Origin of the sequence: Bradyrhizobium sp. HKCCYLRH2015, from assembly GCF_051168215.1 — a bacterium.
Classification (GTDB): domain Bacteria; phylum Pseudomonadota; class Alphaproteobacteria; order Rhizobiales; family Xanthobacteraceae; genus Bradyrhizobium.
This window is the reverse complement of sequence record NZ_JBNPUO010000005.1, coordinates 234918-258487: the sequence shown is the minus strand read 5'-3', so window position 1 is coordinate 258487 and position 23570 is coordinate 234918. Positions and strand designations below refer to the sequence as shown.

The following is a 23570-nucleotide window of genomic DNA, read 5'->3' as shown; positions in this document are numbered from 1 at the left end:
ACTCCCGCTGCTGGCTGGCCATCACGCCCTCACATTGGTTCCGCACGATGTCGCACGCGCGGTACGACGTCCACCGGCTCCATAGGGGGAGGCATTTGCGATTTGCTCGCGGATCGCCTGCATGACCGCCTCGATGCGACGATTGCTGGCTTCGATCGCGGCCCGCAGCCGCACGAGGTTCTCATCCATCGCGCCACGCAGGTTGAGGATGTGCTCCATGAGCTGCTCGCGCAGGACGCGGTCGCGGACGTCGAGGCTTGCCGTCTGCCTGGCGCATTCGGCCACCCGCTGCTCGAACAACCCGGCCAACCGGTTCTTGTCGTCGAGCTGCTTCGAGCGCGAGGCCGGCAATCCCTTGGCGAGCTCCACATTCTCCTCCGACACCACCGCGATGAGTTCGTCGATCAGCGCGATCAAGGTCCGCACCTCGTCCTCGCTTGCGGGCCGTCGATCGGCCTGAATTGCGTGTTTCATCCTCTCGCTCCCCTCTTACTGTTCACGCTGCGGTCGGCGACTGATTTGCGCGACGCGGGCATAGGTATTCAGCGCCGTCACCCTCACGGTGGCGACCTTGAGTTCCTCGTCGAGCAGCGCACATTCGCGAAGCAGCTTTCGTCGGACCGTTTCGATATCGTCGATCAAGGCCAACAGTTGCACGCGGTCGTCCTTGCCGGCGGTCGCGGCGCGCAGTCTCAGCCGCCGCAGCTTCTTCAGCAGAACCTCGCCCTCGCCGAGCCGCTCCCTCTTGAGGTCGGCCATGATCACCTCATCGACGAGATCAGGGTGTCGTACATCTTGTTGACGGCCGAGATCACCTGCGACGCCGCCGAATAGGCCTGCTGAGCCGAGATCATGCTGCTGAACTGGCCCGTGGTATCGGTCGTGCTCGACTCCAGCTCGCTACCGTAAATGGTCCCTGCACCATTCTCGCCGGATGCCTGCAGGGTCGCGTTGCCCGATGTCGCCGTCGACGTGTACATGCCGCTGCTATGCGCCACGAGGCCATTGGGATCGGCGAAGGTCGCCACCGCGATCTTGTAGATCGGAACCGTCTGGCCGTTGGAATAGGTCGCCTCGACGAGACCGTTCTTGCCGACCGAAATGCTGCTCAGCGTTCCGAACGAGATGCCGTCGGAATTGGCGCTGAAATTGGAGACGCTCGGCGTCGTGCTGCCGGACGACAATTGGGTCAGACCGTCGGTGCCGCCGCCGGTGGTGCCGAAGCTGAGCGCGATCGAGCTCGCCGCGGCGCCGTTGTTCCAGGTGATGCCGAGATTGGTCGAGGAGACCGTGCTCAGCGAGCCGTCAGAGTTGAAATCGATCGTATAGGTGCCGCTCGTCACGGTGCCGTCCGACGCCGTGGCAGGCGCGACATCGGCAGTCCATTCGTTCGCCGTCGCCCCCTTGGTCCAGGTGACGTTCAGCGTGTGCGACTGGCCCAGCGAATCGTACACCGTCATCGAGCTGCTGAAGGTGTCGCCGCTTGCGGCATCGGCCGGCAGATTGGCGGCAAGCGAGGTCTTGGTGGTCGCCCCGCCATTTGTGAGCGCCACCTTGGTATTGACCGGCTCGAGGCCGTTGCCGACCACGTTGCCGCTCGCATCTGTGCGCCAGCCTTCGAGATAGTAGCCGTCGTTCTCGAGATAGCCGGCATTGTCGGTCGTGAACGCGCCGTTGCGCGTGTAGAAGGTCTCGCCTCCGGCCGAAGTCGAGTTGGTCGCGACGAAGAAGCCCGAGCCCTGGATGGCGACGTCGGTCGCGTTGGTGGTGGCGGCCAGCAGCCCCTGCTGCGTGATGTTGGCACGGCCGGAGACCGAGACGCCCCCCGAGGAATAGGCTTTCGAGCTGCTCGATGCCGTCACCAGCTGCTCGAACAGGCCGGACGTGGTCTTGTATCCGGTCGTATCGGCGTTGGAGATGTTGTCGCTGATCATGGCGAGCGACGAGCTCTGCGCGTTGAGCGCCGAGATCGCCGATGACAGGGCTCCAGAAAGACTCATGATTGTACTCCGGGTAATGCGGTCAGGAGGTGACGCCGATGATGTTGCTGGCGCTGACAGGAACGCCGCCGACGGTGAGCGACGGCGTGCTGGTCGAGGTGTCGATGCCGGTTACGGTCCCGGTGACCGTCGTGTAGTTGAGGACCGAGGTGCCCGCGGAGTCCGTCGCCGTCACGGAGATCGTGTACTGGCCGCCATTGCTGAGCTGATTGCCGCTGGAATCGGTGCCGTCCCAGGTGATCGAATTGGCGCCCTTGTTGCCGGTCCCGGTGCCTGTCCAGACCGTGCTTCCGGAGGAATCCTTGATCGAGATCGAAACGTTTGACGCTGCTGACGACAGCGAATAGCCGAACGTCGCCGAGCCGTTCGAGAGGACGGCAGTGTCACTCTTGGCCTCGACGGTGTGGCCGATGTAGTTCACCGAATTCAGCGTCACCAGGCTCGAGAACGAGCCGGCCAGCGAGGTCATGCTGCTGTTGAGCGACTGCTGCGAGGTGAAATTGGCGTAGGACGTCATCTGGTTGATGAAGTCGGTCACGCTGGTCGCGTTGAGCGGATCCTGGTTCTGCAGTTCGCTCACCAGCAGCTGAAGAAAGTCGGTCGAGCTGAGCGTCGTACGCGATGTGTCGCTGGACGATGATGTCGATGAGGTGGTCGCGGTCGACGAACTCGCGGCGGTGACGGTCATGGCAGAACTCCGGCTCGCGCCGCGAGCGGCGGCGGGACACAGCACGACCACGCGGTCGTGAAGGCGTTTGCTGATCAAACGGCCAGAGCGCCGATTCCAGGCGCACAATTAGTCGATCGAATTAGTTGATCCGACGGCAGAATTTGCCGCCGCGCTGTTGCGCAGAGGCGGCAAAAATCGCCTGGTGCGAAGCCCCGATCTGCATCGGCGCGACGGCTCGCCGTCGTCGCACTCGGGCGCCCTCGATTCGCGCGCAAGCGAGCTCAAGAAACTGAGCGAGATGACAGTTGCGATGGTGTTGCGGTTCCAGCGGCGAAGTCCGACCGGCCGAAGCGCAGCCGCGCAAGCGCGGTCCTGGCTAAGGCTCAGCCGGGCTGATGGGCGTCAGCCGGCGGGGTTGCCGCTTCCTCTTGGGCCAGGCGATGGGCCGCAGCAAGGATGCGCGACGTCAGGCCGGCGGGTGCACGAACCGGCGGCGACGACAGCGCCTCACGAACGAGACGTGCCTCGGATAGCAATCGATCGGCTTCGGGAGAGGACGCAAGCAGATCAGCAGCGGATTGACGCTGCTCCGCCGGCCAGCGCGAGAGGTCCTCACCCAGCCTGCCGATCAGATCCTCGAATTCCCTGACGTCCATCGTCCGCCCAATCCAGCGCTTCCAGCTTGGTCATAAAGCATTCAGCCCGCGAACGAAATTGATATCGGCAATTGTGACGATCGACCGCAACCAAGCTCTGGAAACTCCGTACTTTTCGGGAGTCGTATGCACGCGAGGCCGCACTGGATACCGAAACGGGAGACAATGCAGCCCATTTCTGATCGATTTCTCAAGATTTCCGCAGCGCGGCGAGTGCCCGATTCGGCGAGATCTACCGACGGTTGGCCGAATCAGCAGCCGCTCGCTTTCCCCGGGCCGCCACATCGACAGCCTCCCACGCCTGCCGCAGTTCCAGCAGGCTTTCGGTGATCCGCTGGAAATTCTCGCGCATGTGAGGTCGACCATAGGCCCGCAGCGCGGCCACGATCAGGGCGTTGTAGGTTCCGAACAACTGGTCGGCGACCGGTCCGCCGCGCGTGGAATCGAGGTGCAAGCTCAACCCGCGCAGGATCGCCGTTGCCCGGGTCAGGTGGGCATGCCCCTCCTCGAAGCGACGCACCTCCTGCGCTTGCACGGATTTCTGCAGGCAGGTGACCGCGCCGTTGAGCAGCATGATCACGGCCCGCAGCGGCGGAACCGCGACGGCCGTGCCGCGGTAGGCCTGACTTGCAAATTGCGCCATCGAACTCTGGGTCATCAGTTACTCGAACTCGAATTGAGGAGGGCTTTCAGATAGGTCAGCGTATTGTTGGCGCTCTCGATCGCGGCCTGGTACTTGGCGTATTGCGCCGTGAGCTGGGTCTGGAACGTCGCAGCCGAGCTCTTGATGTCGTTGACCTTGGCCTGCATCGTCTCGTCCTGGGACGTCAGATTGTCGATCAAAGTCTGCAACGAGCCGGTGCTGGACGATGCGGTCTTGGCGATCTGGTAGATCTGGGTTGCAAGCCCCTGGGTCGAGGTCACCGTGATCGATTGCGAGGTCGAGCCGGTATAGGTGAAAGCCATGCCGGCATAGATCGTCCCGGAATTGCCCACGATCGTGTTGCCGCTGACCGTGAACAGCGAACTGTCGCCACCGACGGATGCGGCCGAGAGATTCCCCGAGGCATCCACCGTCAGATCCAGGGTGAACGACTGCGGCGACGACCCGGTATTGACGACGCTGAGCTGGCTCGACGAGGTCTTGGTCTGCGCCGACAACAACGTCGTCACACCGCTCAAATTGGTGCTCAGGATCGTCGACAGCGTGCCCGTATCGAGTTCGAGTTCGTTCTTTTCGTTGAACGAGAGACCAAGGTCCGCCATCGTCAGCCCGCCGACGGACGTTCCGAGCACGGCCTGAAGCGAGTTCATGATGTCGCGCATGGTGCCGTCGCCGAACAGCACCGAGCTGGATGAGGCGGTTCCGTCGGAGTTGGTGGTCTGCTGCGCAATCACGGCATCGCGGAACGCATTGTAGTCGGTGACGAAGGTCTGCAGCGCCGACGAGATCTGGCTCGTATCGGCGCCGATGGTGACGGTCAGCGTCGTTCCGGAGGGTGTCGCCTGCAGCAGATCGAACGTGACGCCGCTGAGCACGTCGGTGATGTCGTTTGTGTTGCGGGTCAGGCTGATCCCATCGAGCGTGAACTCCGCGGCCTGGGCCGTCTGCAGCACCGTCGCGAAGGCTCCCGAGCTGTCGGTCACCCCGAGCTTGTTGAGGATGTCGTCCCCGGACGAGCTTGCATAGGTGATGTCGGCGGCATCCTGGGTCCCCGTCAGCACCAGTTGATAGGACCCGCTCGATACCTGGACGATCGACGCCTCGACATCGGTCGTGGAGGTCTGCGCGTTGATCGCGTCGACGACATCCTGCAGCGACATGCCGCTGGTGATGGTGATGTCGGCCGTGCTGCCTCCGGACAGGCCGAGCGAGAACGTGCCGGAATAGCCGAGGGCCGCGGTCTGGCTCGACTGCGTCGTGCCCGTCACCTTGTGCGCCGTGGCGACCTGGCCGATCGTCAGCGTGTGGCTGCCGGTCGCGGCTCCATTGCTCACCGACATCGACAGCGCCGATGAGGCGCTGACGTCGCCGGTCGCGCTGATGGTGGCGGCCCGCGTGGCGAAGGCGTTGGTCGCAAGCGAGTTCACCATCGATGTCGCCAGCGACGACAATCCCGATGACAGTGTCTTCAGTGCGGTCTGCAGCGTCTGGTACGCCGTGATCTTGGCCTCATTGGCGGTGATCTTGGTCGAGATCTGGGTCGCCTGGGTGAGCTTGGCATTGACGGCGGACTCGATCAGCGCGGTCCAGTCGATCGTGCTCGTGGTGCTCGTTCCCGACGTCGTGAGCGAGCTGCTCGAACTCGTCGATGATGAAGAAGACGATGTCGTGCTGCTCGTGCTCGAGGTTGCGCTGCTCACCGTCATCCGTCGTCGTCCTCCGAGGAAAAAGCCGGACCGGCGAGGCGCCGGCCCGGCAGATCACGGCTCAGCCCAGCAGCTTCAGGAGGTACTGCGGGATCTGGTTGGCGGCGGCTTCCGCCGATACCGCGGCCTGGGTCTTCACCTGCGCCGACGACAGCTTCGCCTGCTCCGAGGCGATGTCGACGTCCTTGATGGCGGAATTGGCCGATTGCAGGTTCTGCGTCTGCGTCGAGATCGAATCGGCCGAGAAGTTGAAGCGCGACTCCTGCGCGCCGATGTCGGCACGCGCCTTCGACACGGTGTCGATCGCGGTGTCGAGAGTGGTCAAGGCTGCGGTCGCGCCGGTCTGGGTGCTGACGTCGAGCGACGAGACGCCGAGCGTGCTCGCGGTGAGATCCGACAGCGTGATGTTGATGGTGTCGGACGCGGACGATCCGACCAGAACCGAGACGCCCGACGAGAACGTGCTGGTGCCGTCGAGCAGGCTCTGACCGCTGTAGCGCGTTCCGGTCGCGATCGACGAGATTTCGCTGATGAGCTGCGAGAATTCCGACTGGATGTAGGTGCGGCTGGTTCCGACCGTGGTGCCCGATGCGGACTCGGAGGCCAGCGACTTCATGCGCGCCAGGATGTCGCTGATGTTCGACGCGCCGCCATCCGCGGTCTGCAGGATCGACGTCGCCTGGGCGGCGTTGGTCGCGGCCTGCTGCAGCGTGGTGATGTCCGAGGAGATGCGCGTGGAAATGGCGAGACCGGCCGCGTCGTCCGAGGCCGACGTGATGCGCGAACCGCTCGACAGCTTGGAGAGCGAGCTCGTCTCCTGGTTGGAGTTGATGTTCAAGTAGCGGACGGCGGAGTTGGCGGCGATGTTGGTGGAAATTGCGGGCACGGTGAGGACTCCTGAGTGATCGGCAAAGCACGCCGCATCGTGGAAGGACTGACGGTGCGGATCGGCCCCGTCTGACCGATCAAACGGAAGCGCCTGCGGGAATCAGGCGGGAATTCTCCCGCGCCGGGAATTTTATGGTTAGCAATCGGTGAAGGCGCCGCGAATGTCGCGCTCGTGACGCCGCAGCATGTCGCGCAGATGCTGGCGACCCCGCTTCAACAGCGACTCCACGGCGGCCACTGTCGTGTCCATCACCTCGGCGATTTCGCCGTTGCTCATGTTCTCGTGATACGACAGGATCACGGCGATCCGTTGCTGCTCCGGAAGCCGCTGCATCGCTCCTTCCAGGAGGTCGCTGAGCTCCGCACGCTCGATGACGCTCACGGCATCCGGCTTGCCGTCCGCAACCTCGGGCACCACATCGACATTCTCGGTCCGCGGCTTGCGGCGGATGTCGATGCAGCGGTTGCTGACGACGCGATAGAGCCAGGTCGAGAATTTGGCACGGCCGTGCTGCCACCGCCCGCGATGAGTCCAGACCTTCAGCATCGTATCCTGAACGACGTCCTCGGCGTCGGCGGCATTGCCGACGATGCGCAACGCAATCGCATAGGCGCGGTCGATGTGGCGCTCGACGAGAAGGCGAAATGCGAGCTCCTCTCCGGTGGCCAGCCGGTCGAGCAGATCCTTGTCCTCGTCGAAGACCATGGTCTCGCCCGGCGGCGCAGAGTCTGGAACGGTGCTGACCGACTCGCTCGACGGCAGCACCACCGCGACGTCCGGGGACCCCGGCTCCTTCGAAGATACGCCATCGGCCGGGGCCCAGACGTCCAGCGCGTAGCTCATTTCCGCATCTCCAACCCGCAATGCCGAATGCGGCATTCGCAGACGGCTTCCGATCGTTGAACGCTGTGATCGAGAGAAGCAGGCGAAGATTCTTCGTGATTTTTCAGGTAGTTAGATGGAATGTTTTGCCTAGGGACAGGCAAATTCTGCCGCACGCGGATCGAGCGCTCGACGATCATTGAGAAGGAGAGGCCGATGTTCGGCATGGCGCGGGTTCATTCCGGAAGACGAGTTCAGCAGAAAACGCGGGCTGCAACGCTTACTAACAGCATCCCTGGATGCGGACCGCGCACACCAAATCTGCGGTCGATCAAGATCCGGAGTTCTTGCGAAACGATCATCTCGCCCGGCAATTTTTTCCGAATCACCTCGACGAAATTATCGCATTTTTCGACTCTGTCAGTTTCCGCAGACGCGATTTTTGAATCTCGTGACGATTTTTGCGACAAGGCGCGCCTGATCTGTCGTGCTCGTACGTTGTAGTTGCTGATGGAACGACAAATGAAGCGATCGACGTGATGCGTCGCGCGCCGACGACGCACGCGTAGGTGTCAATCGATGTCTGTAGCGTCACCGAATGTTGCTCAATGTTTCGATCGACGTCGACTTTCGTGAGTATCGTCGCGTTCGATATCTCAGCGCGAAGCGCGCGATCCGCGCCCGCGACTGCTTTTTAATGCCCGATTTCGTACTTCGGCGTCGACCAAGCGCTATCAGATCGAAAGCGAATGCCCGTACGTCTTCTTACGCATCCACGATGTTGATTCATCTGTGCGGGCTTCGCGCGGCGCGCCGGCAACATTGCGAAACGAAGTTCGCGTTTTCCGTGTCGAGAGCTTCGTCCTGCTCGCATCATCGCAAGTGACCGACGCCGGCGCATGCGTGATCGACGCGCCTGATTGGCCGACGTGGTCCGTTTGATTGTGCAGGAGGACCCGGCATGATGCGACAAGACCCGAAAGCCATCGACGACGACCCGACGCAAGCCTTGCGCGCTCGAGGCGTCAGGCTCGGTCAGCAGCAAGGTCTTCGTCTGCAGTGGCTGTCGCGGACATTCGGGCCGCTGGTTCACTGCGACGAACGTCCATCGCCTGGCCGCGGCCGCACGATCGTCCTGCTCGATCCGCCAACCGGCGCGGGTGCGGAGCTGCTGTACGGCACGCTGACCTCGCACGATGCCGTGGCGATCCCTTTCGGCGAAAACCCCGCGTTCGATTTCCTGAAATCCAAGTTGACGGCGTTCGGCACCGTCGGCACCTCGGCCGACGGTCCGCATGAATTGTGGTGGGGCGGCCGCGACTGGCCTGCTCCGGAGACGGCACCCGCAACTACGATGCGTGTCGTGTCCTGCCATCCGACGACGGTCGGCGACTTGCACGTCTATCATCTCAGACGCTCGCTGCAGCGGCTCGGGCTCCCATTCGACATCGAGGCGATCGATTGCCGCCCCGGCGAACGCCTGAGCGCTGCCGACAAGGCCGACTTCGTCGCGCGGATGTGGCAGCGGCACCGCGAGCCGCTGTTGTACGTCGAGGCGGACGTGATGTTTCAAGCCGCCCCGGGCCTTCCTCATCTGGCCGGCTGCGACTTCGCCGTCCATAAGTGGAACGGCTGGGAGATGTCGCCGCGCACTCTCTATTTCGGCCGCTCCAAGGCGGCCGAGACCATGCTGACGACCTGGCGCGAGATTGCCTCGTCATATCCCGATGTCTGGGACGGCTATCTGATCGACCAGGCCTGGAGTGCGGTGACGTCCCAGATCGCACTCGATACGGTCTGGCTTCCCCGCAGCTACCATGCCGTTGCAGGGGAAGCCGGAGTCGGCAACGCGACGATCGTCCACAATCTGAAGCCGACAAACGCTGATCTCGGCCCCGACCCGGACTTCGCCGAAGTGGCACGCTCGCCGCGGCGGGCGGGGCGCGTCGGCGCGCTGGAGTCGCTGCTCGTGGTGCGCTCGAAAGTAAAATCTGGCCGGGGCGTCACGGTCATCCTGCGCGATGTCGAAGGTAGCAGCGCGCGCGCAACGGCCGACAGCATCGAGCGGCTGACGAGCGCCTTCGTCGCCGATTGCGGCGGCTTTGGCCGCCTCGAGCTTTCGCTGTGCTCGTGGGCGCCGGAGGTTCGCATGGCGCGGCGGGCCGCTTTGCTGGCCGACAACATGGTACTCGAGATCGTCCCCGGTCAGGAGCTGCCGGCCGATCTGTTCGCGGCCACCGCCGCCTCGGAAGCCATGCGCCGGCCCGCCAGCTTCAACGCCCATCGCCACTGACGCCAGCCAGGACAAATCATGTTCGACACCATCATTCTTCTCACCGGCAGCCGTGACCAGCAGCTCGCGTTGTCCGAGCTCCTGCGGGCGCACAACGCTGCCCTCGCATTCCGCTGCGCGGTCAGCCTGCAGGACCTCGAAGCCATCGAACGCGACGTGCTCGGCAGATCCCGCCTGCTTGCGTTCACGACCGGCGTCGTCGTGCCTGCCGCCATCCTTCAGGCGCTCGGTTACGGCGCCTACAATTTTCATCCGGGCCCACCGGATTATCCCGGCTGGGCGCCGGCCCATTTCGCAATGTACGACGGTACGAAGCGCTTCGGCGCGACGGCCCACGCGATGGAGACCCGGGTCGACTGCGGCGCGATCGTCGGTGTCGAGCCGTTCGACATCCCCCAAGGCGTGGATGTCCGCGGCCTGGAGCAGATGGCGTTCGTGCGGCTCGCCTATCTGTTCTGGCGGATGTCGCGCGACCTCGCCTGCCAGGCCGGCCCGCTGCCGGCGCTCGGCACCGGTTGGAGCGGCACCAAGAGCACGAGGCAGATGTACGCCGCCCTATGCGACATGCCCGCCGACATCGATCGATCCGAGATGGCGCGCCGCATCCACGCCTTTCACGACGATTTCCGCGGCATTCCACTGACCGTCAACCTGCACGGCACACGGTTTCAGCTCATGCGCGCCGAGGCCGCCGTCGGCGAGCCGATGACGGTTGACGCGCCGGCGTTGGCGCTCGCGTCGTGACCTAACGCTTGAGCGGCTTGATCACGGTCTGGTCGAGCCGCGTTTCCCAGCCGTGACGTTCCAGCTCGGGATCGTCATGCTCCTCCTGCGGCCAGCCGACGCAGAGATACGCAATCAGGCTCCAGTCCGACGGCAATTCGAGCGCGCGACAGACAGCCTCCGGGTCCAGGATCGACACCCAGCCAACGCCGAGACCTTCCGCGCGCGCCGCCAGCCAGAACGTCTGGATCGCTGCGACCACCGAGTAGCGGAGCGTTTCCGGCATCGTGGCGCGGCCGAGACGATGCCCGGTGGCAGCGCCTTCGTCGGCACAGACGGCGAGATGGACCGGCGCCTGCGTCAAGCCTTCCAGCTTGAGGCTTGCATAGAGCGCGCGCCGCTCACCATCATAGCCGGCGAGCGCCGCCTGGTTCGCATGCTGGAAGTTCTCGATCAACGTCGCGCGGCGTTCGGCGCTCTCGACGAACACGAACCGCCAAGGCTGGCAGAAGCCGACGGACGGCGCGTAGGACGCGAGAGCGAGCAACTGCTCGATCAGCTCAAGGGAGACCGGATCGGCGCGGAAACGGCGGACGTCGCGACGCCAGCGCACCAGCTCGGCAAAGCGCTGCCGGAATGTCGCGTCGAACTGCGGAGGGCTTCGGCCTGGCTCGCTCATGCGCCCTCCCCGCTCAGGACGTGCAGGAACGATCCGGTCATCGACCCGCGCCGGGCGCCGCGCTCGGCGATGACGCCGCCCGAGGCATCGCGGCACGCGATCAGCGGATCGTCTGCCTCGCTCAGGATGGTTGCATAATGGAATTCGTGGCCGTGAACGACGGCCCCTCTCGGGCCGAGGCTGCAGTCGACCAAGAGCGTCGCTTGACGATAGCCGAGATGCAGGCGGCGTCGCGCGAACGACGTTTCCAGTGACAGCAGCCCAGCCATCGCATGCCGGACACCATGGGCATCTTCGAGTCCCGCGCCTAGCGTCATGTAGCCGCCGCACTCGCCGTGGATCGGCACGCCGCGCGAGGCCATCGCGCGCAACGCGTCGAGGAACGACCGCGCCGAGGCCAGCCGTCCCGCATGCAATTCGGGATAGCCGCCTGGCAGCCACACCGCGTCGGCTGCTGGATCAGGAGCCTCGTCGTTCAACGGCGAGAACGGGATGGTCTCCGCGCCCTGAGCGCGCCAGTGCCGCAGCAGATGCGGATAGCTGAACGAGAAGGCCGCATCTGATGCGAGCGCGATGCGCTGTCCGGGCGGTTTGATGCCGAGGCTGGAGCTCTGCGCGGCGAGGCCAGGCGCCCGAATCGGATTTGCGAGAGCAAGCACCGCGTCGAGATCGACCGACCCGGACACGCTTGCCGCAAGACGCTCGAGATGGGCCTCGATGGCCGTGATCTCCTGGGCCTGGACCAGCCCGAGATGGCGTTCGGGCAAGGTCAGTTGCGCGTCCCGCGCCAGCGCGCCGAGCACCTCGATTCCGACGGTCGCAAACGCCGGCTCGATGAGCGCCCGGTGCCGCTCGCTCGCGACCCGATTGAGGATCACCCCGGCCACGTGGACATCGTCGCGAAAACGCGCGCAGCCGAGCGCGACGGCGGCGGCCGTCTCGGTCTGCCCGCTGACATCGAGAACGAGCACGACCGGCCAGCCGGTCAGGGCTGCAAGATCCGCAGCCGAGCCCCTGCCCGCGCGCCCGGGATGCGACGCGCCATCGAACAGGCCCATGACGCCCTCGACGATGGCGATATCGGCGTCGGCGGCGACGCCGCAGGCAAGCCCGAGCAGCTGCGGCGCGGACATCGCCCAGCTGTCGAGATTGTAGCTCGTCCGTTGTGCCGCAGCCGTGTGATAGGCGAGATCGATATAGTCCGGGCCGCATTTGAAGGGTTGCAGGCGCGCGCCGCGCCGGCTGAGTGCACGCAACAGCCCGAGCGTGACGGTCGTCTTGCCGGCGCCCGAACGCGGCGCGGCGATGATGATTCCGCTGGGCGCCGCCGTGCTCATGGCCGTAACGCCGCCGAGGCATGGCAAAATGTGCTATGCGAACCGACATGATGGACATCGCGGATCCGCCGAACCGACCGCTGAAGCGTGGCTGGACGACCGGCAGCTGCGCCACGGCCGCAGCGCGCGCCGCCTACGAGCTGCTGATCACGGGCAACTGTCCTGCCATGGTCGAGATCGCCCTGCCTGGCGGACGTCGCGTCGGCTTTGCGATCGCGATGCATGAGGCCGACGGCATCAAGGCCACCGCGGGCGTGGTCAAGGACGCCGGCGACGATCCTGACGTCACGCATGGTGCGCTGGTCAGAGCAACCTTGCGGCGCGGTGCAGACAATTCCGGCGTAACGTTCCGCGCCGGCCCCGGCGTCGGCACCGTGACACGACCGGGATTGCCGCTGCCGCCGGGAGAGCCTGCGATCAATCCGGTGCCGCGCGAGATGATCACGGCGGCGATTGGCGAAGCCTCGGCAAAGCTCGGTGCGACAGGCGACGTGGCCGTCGAGATCTCCATTCCCGGCGGCGAGGAGCTCGCCAGAAAGACGCTCAACCCGCGGCTCGGCATCGTCGGCGGCCTGTCGATCCTCGGCACCACGGGAATCGTGGTGCCGTTCAGCTGTGCTGCCTGGATCCACTCCATCTATCGCGGCATCGACGTCGCGCGCGCGGCCGGCCTGCCGCACATCGCCGGCGCGACGGGAAGCACATCCGAGAAGGCCGTGCAGCGGCTCCATGGCCTGCCGGAGACGGCGCTGATCGACATGGGCGATTTCGCCGGCGGCATGCTGAAATATCTGCGACGGCATCCGGTCGCTCGCGTCACCGTGGCCGGCGGCTTCGCCAAGATGACCAAACTCGGCCAGGGCCTGCTCGACCTGCATTCGCGCGCCGGCGAGGTCGATCTCGGCTGGCTGGCGAACACGCTGCATGACGCGGGTGCGCCGGCCACGCTGGTCACGAGCGCACGCACGGCCAACACCGCGCTGCAGGTGCTGCAGGAGTCCCAGCGGGTCGGGTTTCCTGCCGGAGAGGTGATCGCGCTCGCCGCCTGGACGACGGCGCGGCGTGCGCTGGGCGACAACGACATGGCCCTCGACATCGCCGTGTTCGACCGCGACGGCCGGCTGGTCGGACAAAGTCATGGACCGGCTCACTCCCCTCTCCCGCGGAAGCGCCGCTGATAGTCGGCATCATACAGCGCGCTGTTGCGAAAATCCTCGGTTGCGAGTGCGCGGCCCACCAGGATCAGCGCGGTCCGCTCCACGGCGGAAGCCGCGGCCTGGCCGACGATGGTCGCCAGCGTGCCGGTCAGGACCAGCTGGTCCGGCCAGCTCGCGCGATAGACGATCGCGACCGGACAGTCGTCACCGTAATGCGGCCGCAGCTCCTCGACGACCTTGTCGAGAACGTGGATCGAGAGATGGATGGCGAGCGTGGCGCGCGACTGCGCGAACAGCGAAAGCTGCTCCGTGTCCGGCATGGCCGACGCGCGGCCGGAGGTCCGCGTGAGCACCACCGATTGGGCTAATCCCGGCAAGGTCAATTCGCGACCAAGCGCGGCCGCCGCCGCCGCGAACGACGGCACACCGGGTGTGATCGTGTAGGGAATCCGCAATGCATCCAGGCGCCGCAATTGCTCGCCGAGCGCGCTCCAGATCGAGAGATCGCCGGAATGCAGCCGCGCCACGTCGTCGCCCGCGAGCGTGGCGCGCTCGATCTCGGCCACGATCTCGTCGAGCGACATCGGTGCTGTGTCGACGATACGTGCGCCGGGCGGGCAATGATCGAGCAGCGCGCGAGGGACCAGCGAGCCCGCATAGAGACATACCGGACAGCGCGCGATCAGGTCACGGCCGCGCAAGGTGATCAGGTCCGGGGCGCCGGGACCGGCGCCGATGAAGTGCACCGTCATGGCGCACGCTCCGCATCGATGGCCGCCTCGCCCTCCGCCAGCGCGCAGGTCGCTACGGCGTTTGCGACGCGCGCCAGGACCAGCCGGGCATTCGCGCCGGCGGCAGCCAGCGCCGCCGTCTCGGCGACCGAAGGTACACCCTTCAGGCGCCTGACGCGATCGCTTCGCGTGATCGCGCGATCGGCGACAGCCGCCATGTCAGCAGAGGCCACTCCGACGAGCGGGCGGCCAAGCCGGCGCGCGGCGCTGATCACGCCGGGTTCGCTGACCTTGTCCGCCGCTGTGGCGAGCACCGCCACGTCTGCCGGGGCGAGGCGTGCAAGCGAGAGCGCCTGTGCGATCACCGCCTCGATGTCTGCGACGCTGGCGGCACGCCGGCAACCGATTCCGAGCGCGATCATGGTTTCGTCACCCGCCACTGCGTGATCGGCAGGGCCTGCCGCCAGCCGTGCATGCGGCCGACCGGCTCGATGCGCGAAACCGCGATGCGGATCAGTTCACCGCCATGCTGGCCGAACAACGCGCTCAGCCGCGCCTCGCCTTCGAGCGACACCACGTTGGCGACGAGGCGGCCGCCACGCTTCAGCCGCGACCAGACCGCTTCGAACACACCCGCTTCAGAAATGCCGCCGCCGATGAAGACCGCATCGGGCGCTTCGAGATCCGCCAGCATCGCCGGCGCGCGTCCGATCACCAGCTTCAGCTCGGGAGTGCCGAGCGCCAGCGCGTTGCGCATCGCCCGGTCGGCCCGGTCCTGCCGCGCCTCGATGCCGATCGCGCGCAACGAACCATGACGAAGCAGCCACTCGATCGCCACCGCGCCCGAGCCCAGCCCAACGTCCCACAGCAATTCGCCCGGCCTTGGCGCGAGCGCAGACAGCGTCACGGCGCGCACGTCGCGCTTGGTGAGCTGGCCGTCATGCTCGAACAGGTCATCGGCAAGACCAGCGGTCAGCGGGATCACGGGTGCATCGGTCTCGGCATCGACCTCGACCGCGATCGTCGTCAGCGGATGAATATCAGAGAGATCGAACGCGTCGGCCAGCGCTCTGCGCACCCGCTCATGCGCGCCGCCGATCGCTTCCAGCACCGTCAGGCGCGAGCGTCCCATGCGGCGCGAGGTCAGCAGCGCGGCGAGCCGCGCGGCGGTGGATCCGTCCCAGGCCAGTGCCAGAATGCGCGCGCCCGGCGCGAGATGGCGGATAATCCCTTCGAGCGGGCGGCCGTGCAACGTCACCTGCGCCACATCCTGCAGCGGCCAGCCGAGCCGCGCCGCCGCGAGGCTAAAGGCCGAGGGCTGCGGGACGCAAAGCATCTCGGCGGACGCGAAGCGCTGCATCAGCTGCTTGCCGACGCCGTAGTTGAAAGGATCGCCGCTTGCGAGAACGACGACGGGCTGTCCCCGTCGCGCCGCGATCTGGTCGAACGCGAGCTTCAACGGGCTGGGCCAGACCAGCCGTTCCCCCGCGATCAACGGCGCTGCGAGCTCGAGATGACGCGCGCCCCCGACCACGAGGGCCGCCTGCGCGATGAGACGTCGTGCAGATACCGAGAGGCCGTCGACACCATCCTCGCCGATCCCGACGATGGACAGCCAGCGCTGCGCGTTGCAAGTTGCGGCCGAGTTCACCATGGACACTGCCCCGCATGCGTATTCTCATTCTTGGCGGGACGACCGAGGCTTCGGAGCTGGCGCGGCTGCTCGCCGGCGACGACCGGTTCGCAGCGACGCTCTCGCTCGCCGGCCGCACCGCCGCGCCCAGACCGCAGCCGCTGCCGACGCGCATCGGCGGCTTCGGCGGCATCGCCGGACTGGAAGCCTGGCTGCGGGATCATGCGATCGACGCCGTCATCGATGCCACGCATCCCTACGCCGACCAGATCTCGCGCCATGCGGTCGCAGCCTGCCATGCGCTGTCGGTGCCGCTGGCGTCGATCCGGCGCGTGGCCTGGCAACGCCAGGCCGGCGACCGCTGGATCGAGGTCGGCAGTGCCGACGACGCGGCTTCCGCGCTCGGAACGGATCCGGCGCGTGTATTCCTCAGTCTTGGCCGCCTGGAGCTCGCAGCCTTCGCAGCAGCCCCGCAGCACCACTACGTCGCGCGAACCATCGACCCGCCTGGCGACGTCGCGTTGCCGCCCGACATTCGCTTCGTCCACGATCGCGGGCCGTTCGACGAGCCGACAGAGCAAGCCTTTCTGACCCGAGAGCGCATCGCCTTTGTGGTATCGAAGAACTCCGGAGGCGCGGCCACGTATCCGAAGATCGCAGCCGCGCGGCGGCTCGCGATTCCCGTGGTGATGATCGCAAGACCCGACAAGCCGCATGGCATCGCGCTGGACGGCGCGCGAGCCGCATTGCAGTGGCTGGAGGCACAACTGACTCATGCGCCGCCCTCGACCTCACGGCGCAGCGTATAGACAAACGGCGACTTTCCCTCGCGCGCGATCAGGCGCGTGGCGGTCGATCCGATCAGCACGAGCGTGCGCATGTCCGCCTTGCCGGGATCGACCTCGCCCAAGGCGGTGATGATCCGCCCGACATCACCACTGCCCGCGGCCCGCACCATGACGACGACGGTCGAAGCCGGCTTGATCTGGCGCAGCAGCGCGAACGCCTCGCCCAGCTGATGAGGCCGCGCCTTGGACAGCGGATTATAGAGCGCAATGACGAAATCGGCCGCGGCGGCCGCCTCGAGGCGGCGACGGATGGTCGTCCAGCTCTTGAGATTGTCGGAGAGCGAGATCGCGCAGAAGTCGCCACCGAGCGGCGCCCCGACCTCGGCCGCGGCCGCCAGCATGGCGGTGACGCCAGGCTCGACGCGGATGTCGAGGTCGCGCCAAGCCGGCGGTCCCGCCTCGACCGCCTCGAACACCGCCGCGGCCATCGCGAACACGCCGGGATCACCGCCCGACACCACCACGACCTGCTTGCCGTCGCGTGCGAGCGCCAGTGCGTGGCGCGCACGGTCGAGCTCGACGCGATTGTCGCTGGCGTGCCGGATCTGGCCCGGACTCGTCGAGGTCACCCTGTCGAGATACGGTCCATAGCCGATCAGATCGGTCGCGCTTGCGATGGCGGCCGCGGCGGCGGGCGTGATCAATTCGGCCCGCCCCGGGCCGACGCCCACGATGGTCAGCGTGCCCGTCATAGCCGTCGCCCCTGCCCGGGGATCAGGATCATCGAGAAATAGGGACCGCGGTCCAGCTCCACCTCGGCCAGCGGCGCGACGCGCTGCGCCTCCATCGTGCCGCGCTCGACATAGAGCGCGCGATCGAGCAATCCGGCGCTGATGATCGCGCGCTTCACCTTGGCGAGGTTGCGCCCGACCTTCATGATCACGGCAGCCTCGCAACGCGTCAGCCGATCATGCAGGACGTCCTCGCCCAACGTGCCCGGCAGCACCGAGAGGACGTCGTCGCCCCAGGTGATCGGAACATTGGCCTTTGTCCAGCAGCCGGACATGCCGGTGACGCCCGGCACCACCTCGACCGGATGATCGTGCTCCAGTCGCCGCCACATATGCATGAACGAGCCGTAGAAGAACGGATCGCCTTCCGACAGCAGACCGACCGATCGCCCCGCCGCCAGATGCGCGGTGATGCTGTCCGACGCGCGCCGATAGAAATCGGCGATCTCTGACTGATAGGACGGGTCGGCGACGGGCAGTTCCTCCGTGACCGGATATTCGAGCCGCAGCTCGTGGCGGCCGGCTTCCATCAAGGGCGTCACGATCCGCCGCGCGTTGCCTTCCATGCCGCGCTTGGCAAAGAACGCCACCACATCGACGGACCGGACCAGGCCCGCGGCGCGCAAGGTCAGATAACGAACGTCGCCCGGACCGACGCCGATGCCGTACAGCGTGCCCGCATTGGCCGAGCCCGCGATGGTGTCCAGCAGGCTCATTCGACTTCGCTCGCGATCGCATTCACCGCGGCGACCGCCATCGCGCTGCCGCCCTTGCGGCCCTTCACGATCAGATACGGCACCCGGCCATCGGCCGCGAGCGCCTCCTTGGACTCCCGCGCTCCAACGAACCCAACCGCCGTCCCGATCACCGCGGCCGGTCGCGGCGCGCCCTGATCGAGCATGTCGAGCAGATGAAACAGCGACGTCGGCGCATTGCCGATCGCCACCAGCGCGCCGCCGAGATGCGGCCGCCACAGCTCCAGCGCCGCGGCGGATCGGGTGGTCCCAAGCTTCGCGGCAAGCGCGGGCACCTCGGGTGCCTCGAGCGTGCAGATGATCTCGTTCTTCTCCCGCAGCCGCGCCCGCGTGATCCCCTGCGCCACCATCTTGGCATCGCACAGGATCGGCGCGCCGCCATCGAGCGCCGCCCGCGCCTCCGCGGCGAAATGTTCGGACATCGCGATGTCGGAGGTGATCTCGACCATGCCGCAGGCATGGACGATGCGCACGGCGATCTTCTCTTCCAGTCCCTGGAAGCGCGACAGGTCGGCCTCGGCGCGGATGGTCGCGAACGAGCGGCGGTAGATCTCCGCGCCGTCCTTGATGTAGTCGCGGAGCTCAGACATCGGCCTTTTCTTTCGTTTCGAACAACCCGTCGACGTCGATCTCGGCGGGATCGAGCATGCCGCAGGGCTCGCTCTTCACCGTGCCGTGGCGGACGATGTGATAACCTTTGGCCTCGCCGACCAGCACGATGTCGGCAGCCGCCGACCGTGCACAGCCCTTGGCGCAGCCGGAGACGTGCAGCGTGCCGTTGAATCCCGTCCGGGCCATCGCATCGGCGATCATGCGGGCATGCTGCCGCGTCGCCAATTCCGTGGACGGACAGCAGCCGGCGCCCGAGCAGGCGTCGATGCGCATCAGTGGATCGGCGTCGTCGACGACCAGGCCGAGCCGGGCTGCGTCCGCCACCAATTGCCCTGCACTCACGGCGCCCGCGACGACATATAGCGCGCGCCATGGTGACAGGCGGACCTCGGCGACATCATGTGCCGCGAGCACGGCCGTAAGCCGCGCCAGCGCGTCGCTATCGATGCGGCCGAACGGCACGCCGAGACCGACGGCGCAGGTTTGATCCGTGAGAGCAATGACGCCGCAATGTCGCTGCCCCATGGCGGCTGACGGTGGCGCGATGTCGGAAACGTCAAGGTTCAGCTCTGCGCTGACCGCGGCGATCGCGGACGGCGGCAACGTCGCGGAGCGGCGCGTGGGGCTAAGTTGCAGCACCAGCCGCGCGAGGTGAACGGCCGTCGATGCCGCGTCGATCACGGCTGTCGTTCCGAGCCACACGGGATCATCGGAACCCGCAATGCCGACGGCGACACGCCTCCCCCGAGTGCCGCCACAGGCGACGAGACGAACATCCGCGGCGAGCTCCGTCAGCGGCAGCCGGCCGCCGCCGTCCAGCGCAAAGCCGAACTTGGGCGGCAGCGCATGGAGCGTCTGATCCGAGGCCAGCAACGTCTCCAGCTCGGCCGCGACGGGTCGCATGTCGGCCCGTTCGGCCGGGTCGTGTCCCGCCAGCGGATTGACGACGATGTTGCGGATGGCTTCGCGCTCGGCGCTGTCATCGAGCAGGCCGAGTGATGCCATCAGCTCCCACAGAGGCACGAGCGTCTCGGACGATACGCCACGTATCTGCAGATTGGCGCGGCGCGTGAGGTCGATCTCGCCGTTGCCGTAACGCCGCGCGGCCTCGGCAAGCTCGCGCAGCGTCGACACCGGCAGCGCGCCGCCATGCGGCCGGACGCGAACGATCAACCCGTCGCCGCTCGGCATCGGACGCCGCGCGCCCGGACACCAGCCCTTGATCTCGACCGCGGCGCTCACGACACGCTCTCCTTTTGCGTGAGGCGCGCGCGAGCCTGCACGATCTCGTCAGCGACCGCATTGCGGCGCGGCACCCAGAGCTGCCGGCGCAGCGCATCCTCGAACCGCGAGACGATCGCAGCGACAGCCGCAGGATTGCGCGCGACCATCCCGTCCAGCACGGCCTCGTCGCGCAGCAGCGCGCCATGCGCCAGATCGAACAGGTGCTCGGCGACGGCATCGGAGGTGGCCGCAAAGGCATAGAGCGCGTCGACGCCCTGCGCGATCTCGGCCACGCCGCGATAGCCGTGAGCGAGCATTCCGTTGATCCACCGCGGATTGGCGAGACGGCCGCGGACCACGCGGGCAATCTCCTCACTGAAGCTCCGCGCCGTCGGCGCCTCCGGACGGCTGGTGTCGAGATGCAGCAGCGCGGGCGACGCGCCGAGCGACGCTGCGGCGGCAGCAAATCCACCGGCGAAGTCGGCGACCTCCTCACCGTCGAGCAGGTCGCGCTCACGATCGTCCTGCGGATGCACGAGGGCATCGGCGCTCCGAACGCGGGCGCGAAAGGTGTCGGAGGCCGACACGCCGTCATGCGCTCCGCCGAAACTGTAAGCGGTGCGCTCGAGATACGCCTCGCCGAGCTGCGACCGGCTCGTCCAGTCCATCCCGAGCGCGAGATCGGCGGCAACGGCGCCGTAGCTGCCGGGCGCGCCGCCAAACACGCGCGCCAGGCTCTCGCCGCGCCGCCGGGCCGCGGCCAGCGGATTGTCGGCATCGTCCTCGTCGAGCGCCGCCACCTTCTGCACGGCGAGATCGAACAGCGCGATCTGCGCTTCGAACAGGTCGCGGAACAGCCCCGAGATCCGCAGCGTCGCATCGATGCGCGGGCGATCGAGCATCGCCAACGGCAGCACATCGACGCCCGTGACGCGATTGGAGTTGAGATCCCAGCGCGGCCGCACGCCGAGATAAGCCAAGGCCTGGGCCAGATCGTCACCGCCGGTACGCAGCGATGCTGACGCCCAGAGATCGAGCATGAGCGCGCGCGGATAGTCGCCATGGTCCTGCAGATAGCGCCGGATCACCTCGTCGGCGGCGCGCTGGCCAACCAGAGCCGCAGTGCGGGTCGGAATCGCGCGCGGGTCGATCGCGGTCAGATTGCGGCCCGTGGGCAGCACGTCGAGACGGCCGCGGCTCGGCGCGCCGGCGGGACCGGCGGCGACGCGCCGGCCATCGAGCGCGGCGAGCAACGCGCTGCGCTCGGCCGCCGCGCTCCCGTCAATCCGGGCTGCGATGTCGGCGCGATCGATAGTCGCTGCCGCCTGTCCCGCGGCCGCAATGATCGCATCGGCCAACAGGCCGGTCGCCGCCGTGTCGGGCGCCTGCCCGAACACGTGCAGGCGGTCACGCACCGCGAGCTCCTTGATGTCGCAGAGCTGCGCATCGAGCTGCGCGATCGCCTCGCGTCCGGCCATGGCACGGTCGAGCCCGCAATCGGCGGCCAAGCCGCTCTGCCAGGCCCGCGCGACGATCTCCTCCTCGAGCAGCTTCAAGCGGCGTTTGTCGAGACCATCCGCCTCGGCATACTCCTCGACCAGCCCCTCCAGCTCCAGCAAGGGTCCGTGCAGGCCGGCATGCGACAGCGGCGGCGTCAGATGCCCGAGCGTCAGTGCCGACAACCGCCGCTTGGCCTGCATCGCTTCGCCGGGATTGTTGACGATGAAGGGATAGATCACCGGCAACGGGCCCAGCACGGCCTCCGGCCAGCACGCGCTCGAGAGCGCCAGCGCCTTGCCCGGCAGCCATTCCAGCGTGCCATGCGCACCCAGATGAATCAGCGCATCGATCCGCTCGGCCTCACGAAGATGCGCGTAGAGCGCGACAAAAGCGTGCCGCGGCGGCACGCTGGTGTCGTGATAGCCGGACTTGCGGTCGGCGCGATGGCCACGATCCGGCTGCAACAAAATCAGCAGTTTTCCTGTACGCAGCACCGGGAAACGGAACGCGCCATCCCGGAATGCCGGGTCGACATCCGCCTCTCCCCAGGTATCGCGCAAGGCGCGCTGCAGATCATCCGGCAACAGCGCCAGCGCGGACCGATAGGTCGCGAGCGGCACGACGAGCTCATCTGCCTGGTCCCGCAGCAGCGCTTCGATGTCGTCGGCGATCGGCGCTGCGCGGCCGATGTTGTACCCGCTGTCCGCCAACAGCCGCGCGATCGCGGCCGCGCTTGCGCTGGTGTCGAGCCCGACCGCATAGCCACGGCGGCCGCCGCGCGCCGGATAATCGGACAGCACCAGCACCACGCGCCGTTCGCTGGCCGGCAGCGCGCGCAATTGCGCCCATCGCGCCGCGAGCCGGGCGACGTAAGCAATACGGTCGTGTTGAGGCACATAACGCATCGCGCTGAACTGCAGACGCTCGTCCGCCGGCGCCTCACCCTTGAACGCAATCGGGCGCGCCAGCAGTCGGCCGTCGAGCTCCGGCAGCACGACATTCATCGCAAGGTCCGTCGGCGACAGTCCACGCGCCGAGGAAGCCCACGCGTCCTCGGTGCTCTGCGCCTGGATGATCTGCAGAACCGGCGCGTCCGCGAGGTCGAGCGCCGTTGTGCCGTCCTCGCGCTGCGCCGAGAACGCGGTCGCGTTCAAGATGACCGCAGGACGCCGGTGCCGGACCAGTCGCACCAGCGCATCGTCGATGCTGGGATCCTTCAGGCTGGTTACCGCGACCGCGACGGCCGCCAGCCCTTCGGCTTCGATCGCCCGCATCAATTCTGCAATCCCGGCCGTATCGGCAGCAAGCAGGCTCGCACGGTAGAACACGATCAGCGCGCTCGGCCGTGCATCATCGTGGCTGCAGAGGTCATCGATGCCGACCGCGCCGCGGTCGCGCGTAAAGCCGACGATCGGACCGATCGCGATCGGCTCGGCAAACGGCGCGTCACGGCCAAGCAGGCGCGCGAGATAACGCAGCGCCTCGCGCGCATTGCCGACGCCGCCCTCGTGCAGATAGCCGTAAAGCCGCGACGTCGCGTCGTGCGGCAAGGTCGAGAGCGCATCGAGCCGGTCGTCGGCGCGATCATCGCCCGGCAGCGCCGCGAACAGAATGTTGCTGCTGCGGCAGGTCGACGCGATGCGCTCCAGCCCGTAGCGCCAATAGTCGAGCCCGCCGAGACAGCGCACGACGACGGCGCGCGCCCCGAGCACGACGCGGTCGACATAGAGATCGACCGACATCGGATGCTTCAGCCGCTTCAGGCTGGCGAGGCGCAGGCTGGGCAGCTCGGTCGACGTCGCGGTCCAGGCTTCGGCCAACGCCGACAGGTCGTTGTCCGAGAACGACAGCACGACGATCTCGGCCGGCGACTGCGCAAGATCCACGGCCTGTTCGAGGTCGTCGAGATCCCCGCCCGTTGTCGCCAGCAGGTGCATCGG

Annotated in this window: 24 protein-coding genes; 4 read left to right on the top strand and 20 right to left on the bottom strand. The window is 66.8% G+C overall.

The features are described from left to right. Positions 1 to 21 precede the first annotated feature (21 nt). The 10 genes from ACQR1H_RS15200 to ACQR1H_RS15155 all read right to left on the bottom strand — a co-directional run bounded on the left by ACQR1H_RS15200 (position 22) and on the right by ACQR1H_RS15155 (position 7634). Positions 22 to 474, bottom strand: a complete 453-nt coding sequence (locus ACQR1H_RS15200) for a flagellar protein FlgN (RefSeq protein WP_315805150.1) — start codon at positions 472 to 474, stop codon at positions 22 to 24. A gap of 15 nt (positions 475 to 489) precedes the next feature. Further along, positions 490 to 759, bottom strand: a complete 270-nt coding sequence (locus tag ACQR1H_RS15195) for a hypothetical protein (RefSeq protein WP_315805149.1) — start codon at positions 757 to 759, stop codon at positions 490 to 492. A gap of 2 nt (positions 760 to 761) precedes the next feature. Next, positions 762 to 2000, bottom strand: coding sequence for a flagellar hook protein FlgE (gene flgE / locus ACQR1H_RS15190; protein WP_434896342.1), 1239 nt, complete (start codon positions 1998 to 2000; stop codon positions 762 to 764). A gap of 22 nt (positions 2001 to 2022) precedes the next feature. Then, positions 2023 to 2688, bottom strand: coding sequence for a flagellar hook assembly protein FlgD (locus ACQR1H_RS15185; protein WP_315805147.1), 666 nt, complete (start codon positions 2686 to 2688; stop codon positions 2023 to 2025). 365 nt (positions 2689 to 3053) lie between these two features. Continuing rightward, positions 3054 to 3326, bottom strand: a complete 273-nt coding sequence (locus ACQR1H_RS15180; RefSeq protein ID WP_315805146.1) for a hypothetical protein — start codon at positions 3324 to 3326, stop codon at positions 3054 to 3056. 232 nt (positions 3327 to 3558) lie between these two features. Then, positions 3559 to 3984, bottom strand: coding sequence for a flagellar export chaperone FliS (gene fliS / locus ACQR1H_RS15175; protein WP_316182785.1), 426 nt, complete (start codon positions 3982 to 3984; stop codon positions 3559 to 3561). After that, positions 3984 to 5696, bottom strand: coding sequence for a flagellar filament capping protein FliD (gene fliD, locus ACQR1H_RS15170; RefSeq protein WP_316182784.1), 1713 nt, complete (start codon positions 5694 to 5696; stop codon positions 3984 to 3986). Before fliD ends, fliS begins: the two co-directional genes overlap by 1 nt. A 61-nt stretch (positions 5697 to 5757) precedes the next feature. Next, complete coding sequence (locus tag ACQR1H_RS15165; RefSeq protein WP_315805143.1) at positions 5758 to 6582, bottom strand: flagellin; 825 nt, start codon at positions 6580 to 6582, stop codon at positions 5758 to 5760. 138 nt (positions 6583 to 6720) lie between these two features. After that, positions 6721 to 7428 carry an RNA polymerase sigma factor gene (locus tag ACQR1H_RS15160; protein WP_315805142.1) on the bottom strand — a complete coding sequence of 236 codons (708 nt, stop codon included), beginning with the start codon at positions 7426 to 7428 and terminating at the stop codon, positions 6721 to 6723. Next, on the bottom strand, positions 7425 to 7634 hold the full coding sequence (locus ACQR1H_RS15155; RefSeq protein ID WP_316238636.1) for a hypothetical protein: 210 nt from the start codon (positions 7632 to 7634) through the stop codon (positions 7425 to 7427). The genes ACQR1H_RS15160 and ACQR1H_RS15155 overlap by 4 nt, the downstream gene beginning before the upstream one ends. A gap of 734 nt (positions 7635 to 8368) precedes the next feature. On the opposite strand from ACQR1H_RS15155, the gene ACQR1H_RS15150 reads away from it, so the two are divergent. Both ACQR1H_RS15150 and ACQR1H_RS15145 read left to right on the top strand, forming a co-directional pair. Beyond that, positions 8369 to 9700 (top strand): hypothetical protein, encoded by a 1332-nt coding sequence (locus tag ACQR1H_RS15150; RefSeq protein ID WP_316218474.1) that lies wholly within the window; start codon positions 8369 to 8371, stop codon positions 9698 to 9700. 18 nt (positions 9701 to 9718) lie between these two features. Next, complete coding sequence (locus ACQR1H_RS15145) at positions 9719 to 10444, top strand: formyltransferase family protein (RefSeq protein ID WP_316238637.1); 726 nt, start codon at positions 9719 to 9721, stop codon at positions 10442 to 10444. Between the two features lies 1 nt (position 10445). On the opposite strand, the gene bluB is transcribed toward ACQR1H_RS15145, so the two are convergent. Both bluB and ACQR1H_RS15135 read right to left on the bottom strand, forming a co-directional pair. Then, positions 10446 to 11102: a 5,6-dimethylbenzimidazole synthase gene (bluB, locus tag ACQR1H_RS15140; RefSeq protein ID WP_316238638.1), complete on the bottom strand. Its 657-nt coding sequence runs from the start codon at positions 11100 to 11102 to the stop codon at positions 10446 to 10448. Continuing rightward, on the bottom strand, positions 11099 to 12439 hold the full coding sequence (locus ACQR1H_RS15135; RefSeq protein ID WP_434907774.1) for a cobyrinate a,c-diamide synthase: 1341 nt from the start codon (positions 12437 to 12439) through the stop codon (positions 11099 to 11101). The genes bluB and ACQR1H_RS15135 overlap by 4 nt, the downstream gene beginning before the upstream one ends. Before the next feature lie 47 nt (positions 12440 to 12486). On the opposite strand from ACQR1H_RS15135, the gene ACQR1H_RS15130 reads away from it, so the two are divergent. Next, entirely contained in the window at positions 12487 to 13617 is a 1131-nt protein-coding gene (locus tag ACQR1H_RS15130) for a cobalt-precorrin-5B (C(1))-methyltransferase (protein WP_434907773.1), read from the top strand. On the opposite strand, the gene cobM is transcribed toward ACQR1H_RS15130, so the two are convergent. From cobM to cbiE, 3 genes are read right to left on the bottom strand one after another with little or no spacing between them, the layout of a single operon-like run. After that, entirely contained in the window at positions 13587 to 14348 is a 762-nt protein-coding gene (gene cobM / locus ACQR1H_RS15125; RefSeq protein WP_316218478.1) for a precorrin-4 C(11)-methyltransferase, read from the bottom strand. The two genes, ACQR1H_RS15130 and cobM, sit on opposite strands and share 31 nt — an antisense overlap. Continuing rightward, on the bottom strand, positions 14345 to 14749 hold the full coding sequence (locus ACQR1H_RS15120) for a cobalamin biosynthesis protein (protein ID WP_316238640.1): 405 nt from the start codon (positions 14747 to 14749) through the stop codon (positions 14345 to 14347). Before ACQR1H_RS15120 ends, cobM begins: the two co-directional genes overlap by 4 nt. After that, positions 14746 to 15981 (bottom strand): precorrin-6y C5,15-methyltransferase (decarboxylating) subunit CbiE, encoded by a 1236-nt coding sequence (gene cbiE, locus ACQR1H_RS15115; protein WP_434907772.1) that lies wholly within the window; start codon positions 15979 to 15981, stop codon positions 14746 to 14748. The genes ACQR1H_RS15120 and cbiE overlap by 4 nt, the downstream gene beginning before the upstream one ends. A 14-nt stretch (positions 15982 to 15995) precedes the next feature. Between cbiE and ACQR1H_RS15110 the strand changes: the two genes are divergently transcribed. Next, the gene (locus tag ACQR1H_RS15110; protein WP_434907771.1) at positions 15996 to 16769 is read left to right on the top strand and encodes a cobalt-precorrin-6A reductase; all 774 of its coding nucleotides are present in this window, start codon (positions 15996 to 15998) and stop codon (positions 16767 to 16769) included. On the opposite strand, the gene cobJ is transcribed toward ACQR1H_RS15110, so the two are convergent. Genes cobJ through cobN form a run of 5 tightly spaced genes read right to left on the bottom strand, consistent with a single transcriptional unit; the run spans position 16733 to position 23567 of the window. Further along, positions 16733 to 17500 carry a precorrin-3B C(17)-methyltransferase gene (cobJ, locus tag ACQR1H_RS15105; protein WP_434907770.1) on the bottom strand — a complete coding sequence of 256 codons (768 nt, stop codon included), beginning with the start codon at positions 17498 to 17500 and terminating at the stop codon, positions 16733 to 16735. The genes ACQR1H_RS15110 and cobJ overlap by 37 nt on opposite strands. After that, entirely contained in the window at positions 17497 to 18255 is a 759-nt protein-coding gene (locus tag ACQR1H_RS15100; protein ID WP_434907769.1) for a precorrin-2 C(20)-methyltransferase, read from the bottom strand. Before ACQR1H_RS15100 ends, cobJ begins: the two co-directional genes overlap by 4 nt. Next, complete coding sequence (locus tag ACQR1H_RS15095; RefSeq protein WP_434907768.1) at positions 18252 to 18884, bottom strand: precorrin-8X methylmutase; 633 nt, start codon at positions 18882 to 18884, stop codon at positions 18252 to 18254. Before ACQR1H_RS15095 ends, ACQR1H_RS15100 begins: the two co-directional genes overlap by 4 nt. Further along, positions 18877 to 20148, bottom strand: a complete 1272-nt coding sequence (cobG, locus tag ACQR1H_RS15090) for a precorrin-3B synthase (RefSeq protein WP_316218484.1) — start codon at positions 20146 to 20148, stop codon at positions 18877 to 18879. Before cobG ends, ACQR1H_RS15095 begins: the two co-directional genes overlap by 8 nt. Continuing rightward, positions 20145 to 23567, bottom strand: coding sequence for a cobaltochelatase subunit CobN (cobN, locus tag ACQR1H_RS15085; RefSeq protein ID WP_434907767.1), 3423 nt, complete (start codon positions 23565 to 23567; stop codon positions 20145 to 20147). The genes cobG and cobN overlap by 4 nt, the downstream gene beginning before the upstream one ends. Between the last annotated feature and the right edge of the window lie 3 nt (positions 23568 to 23570).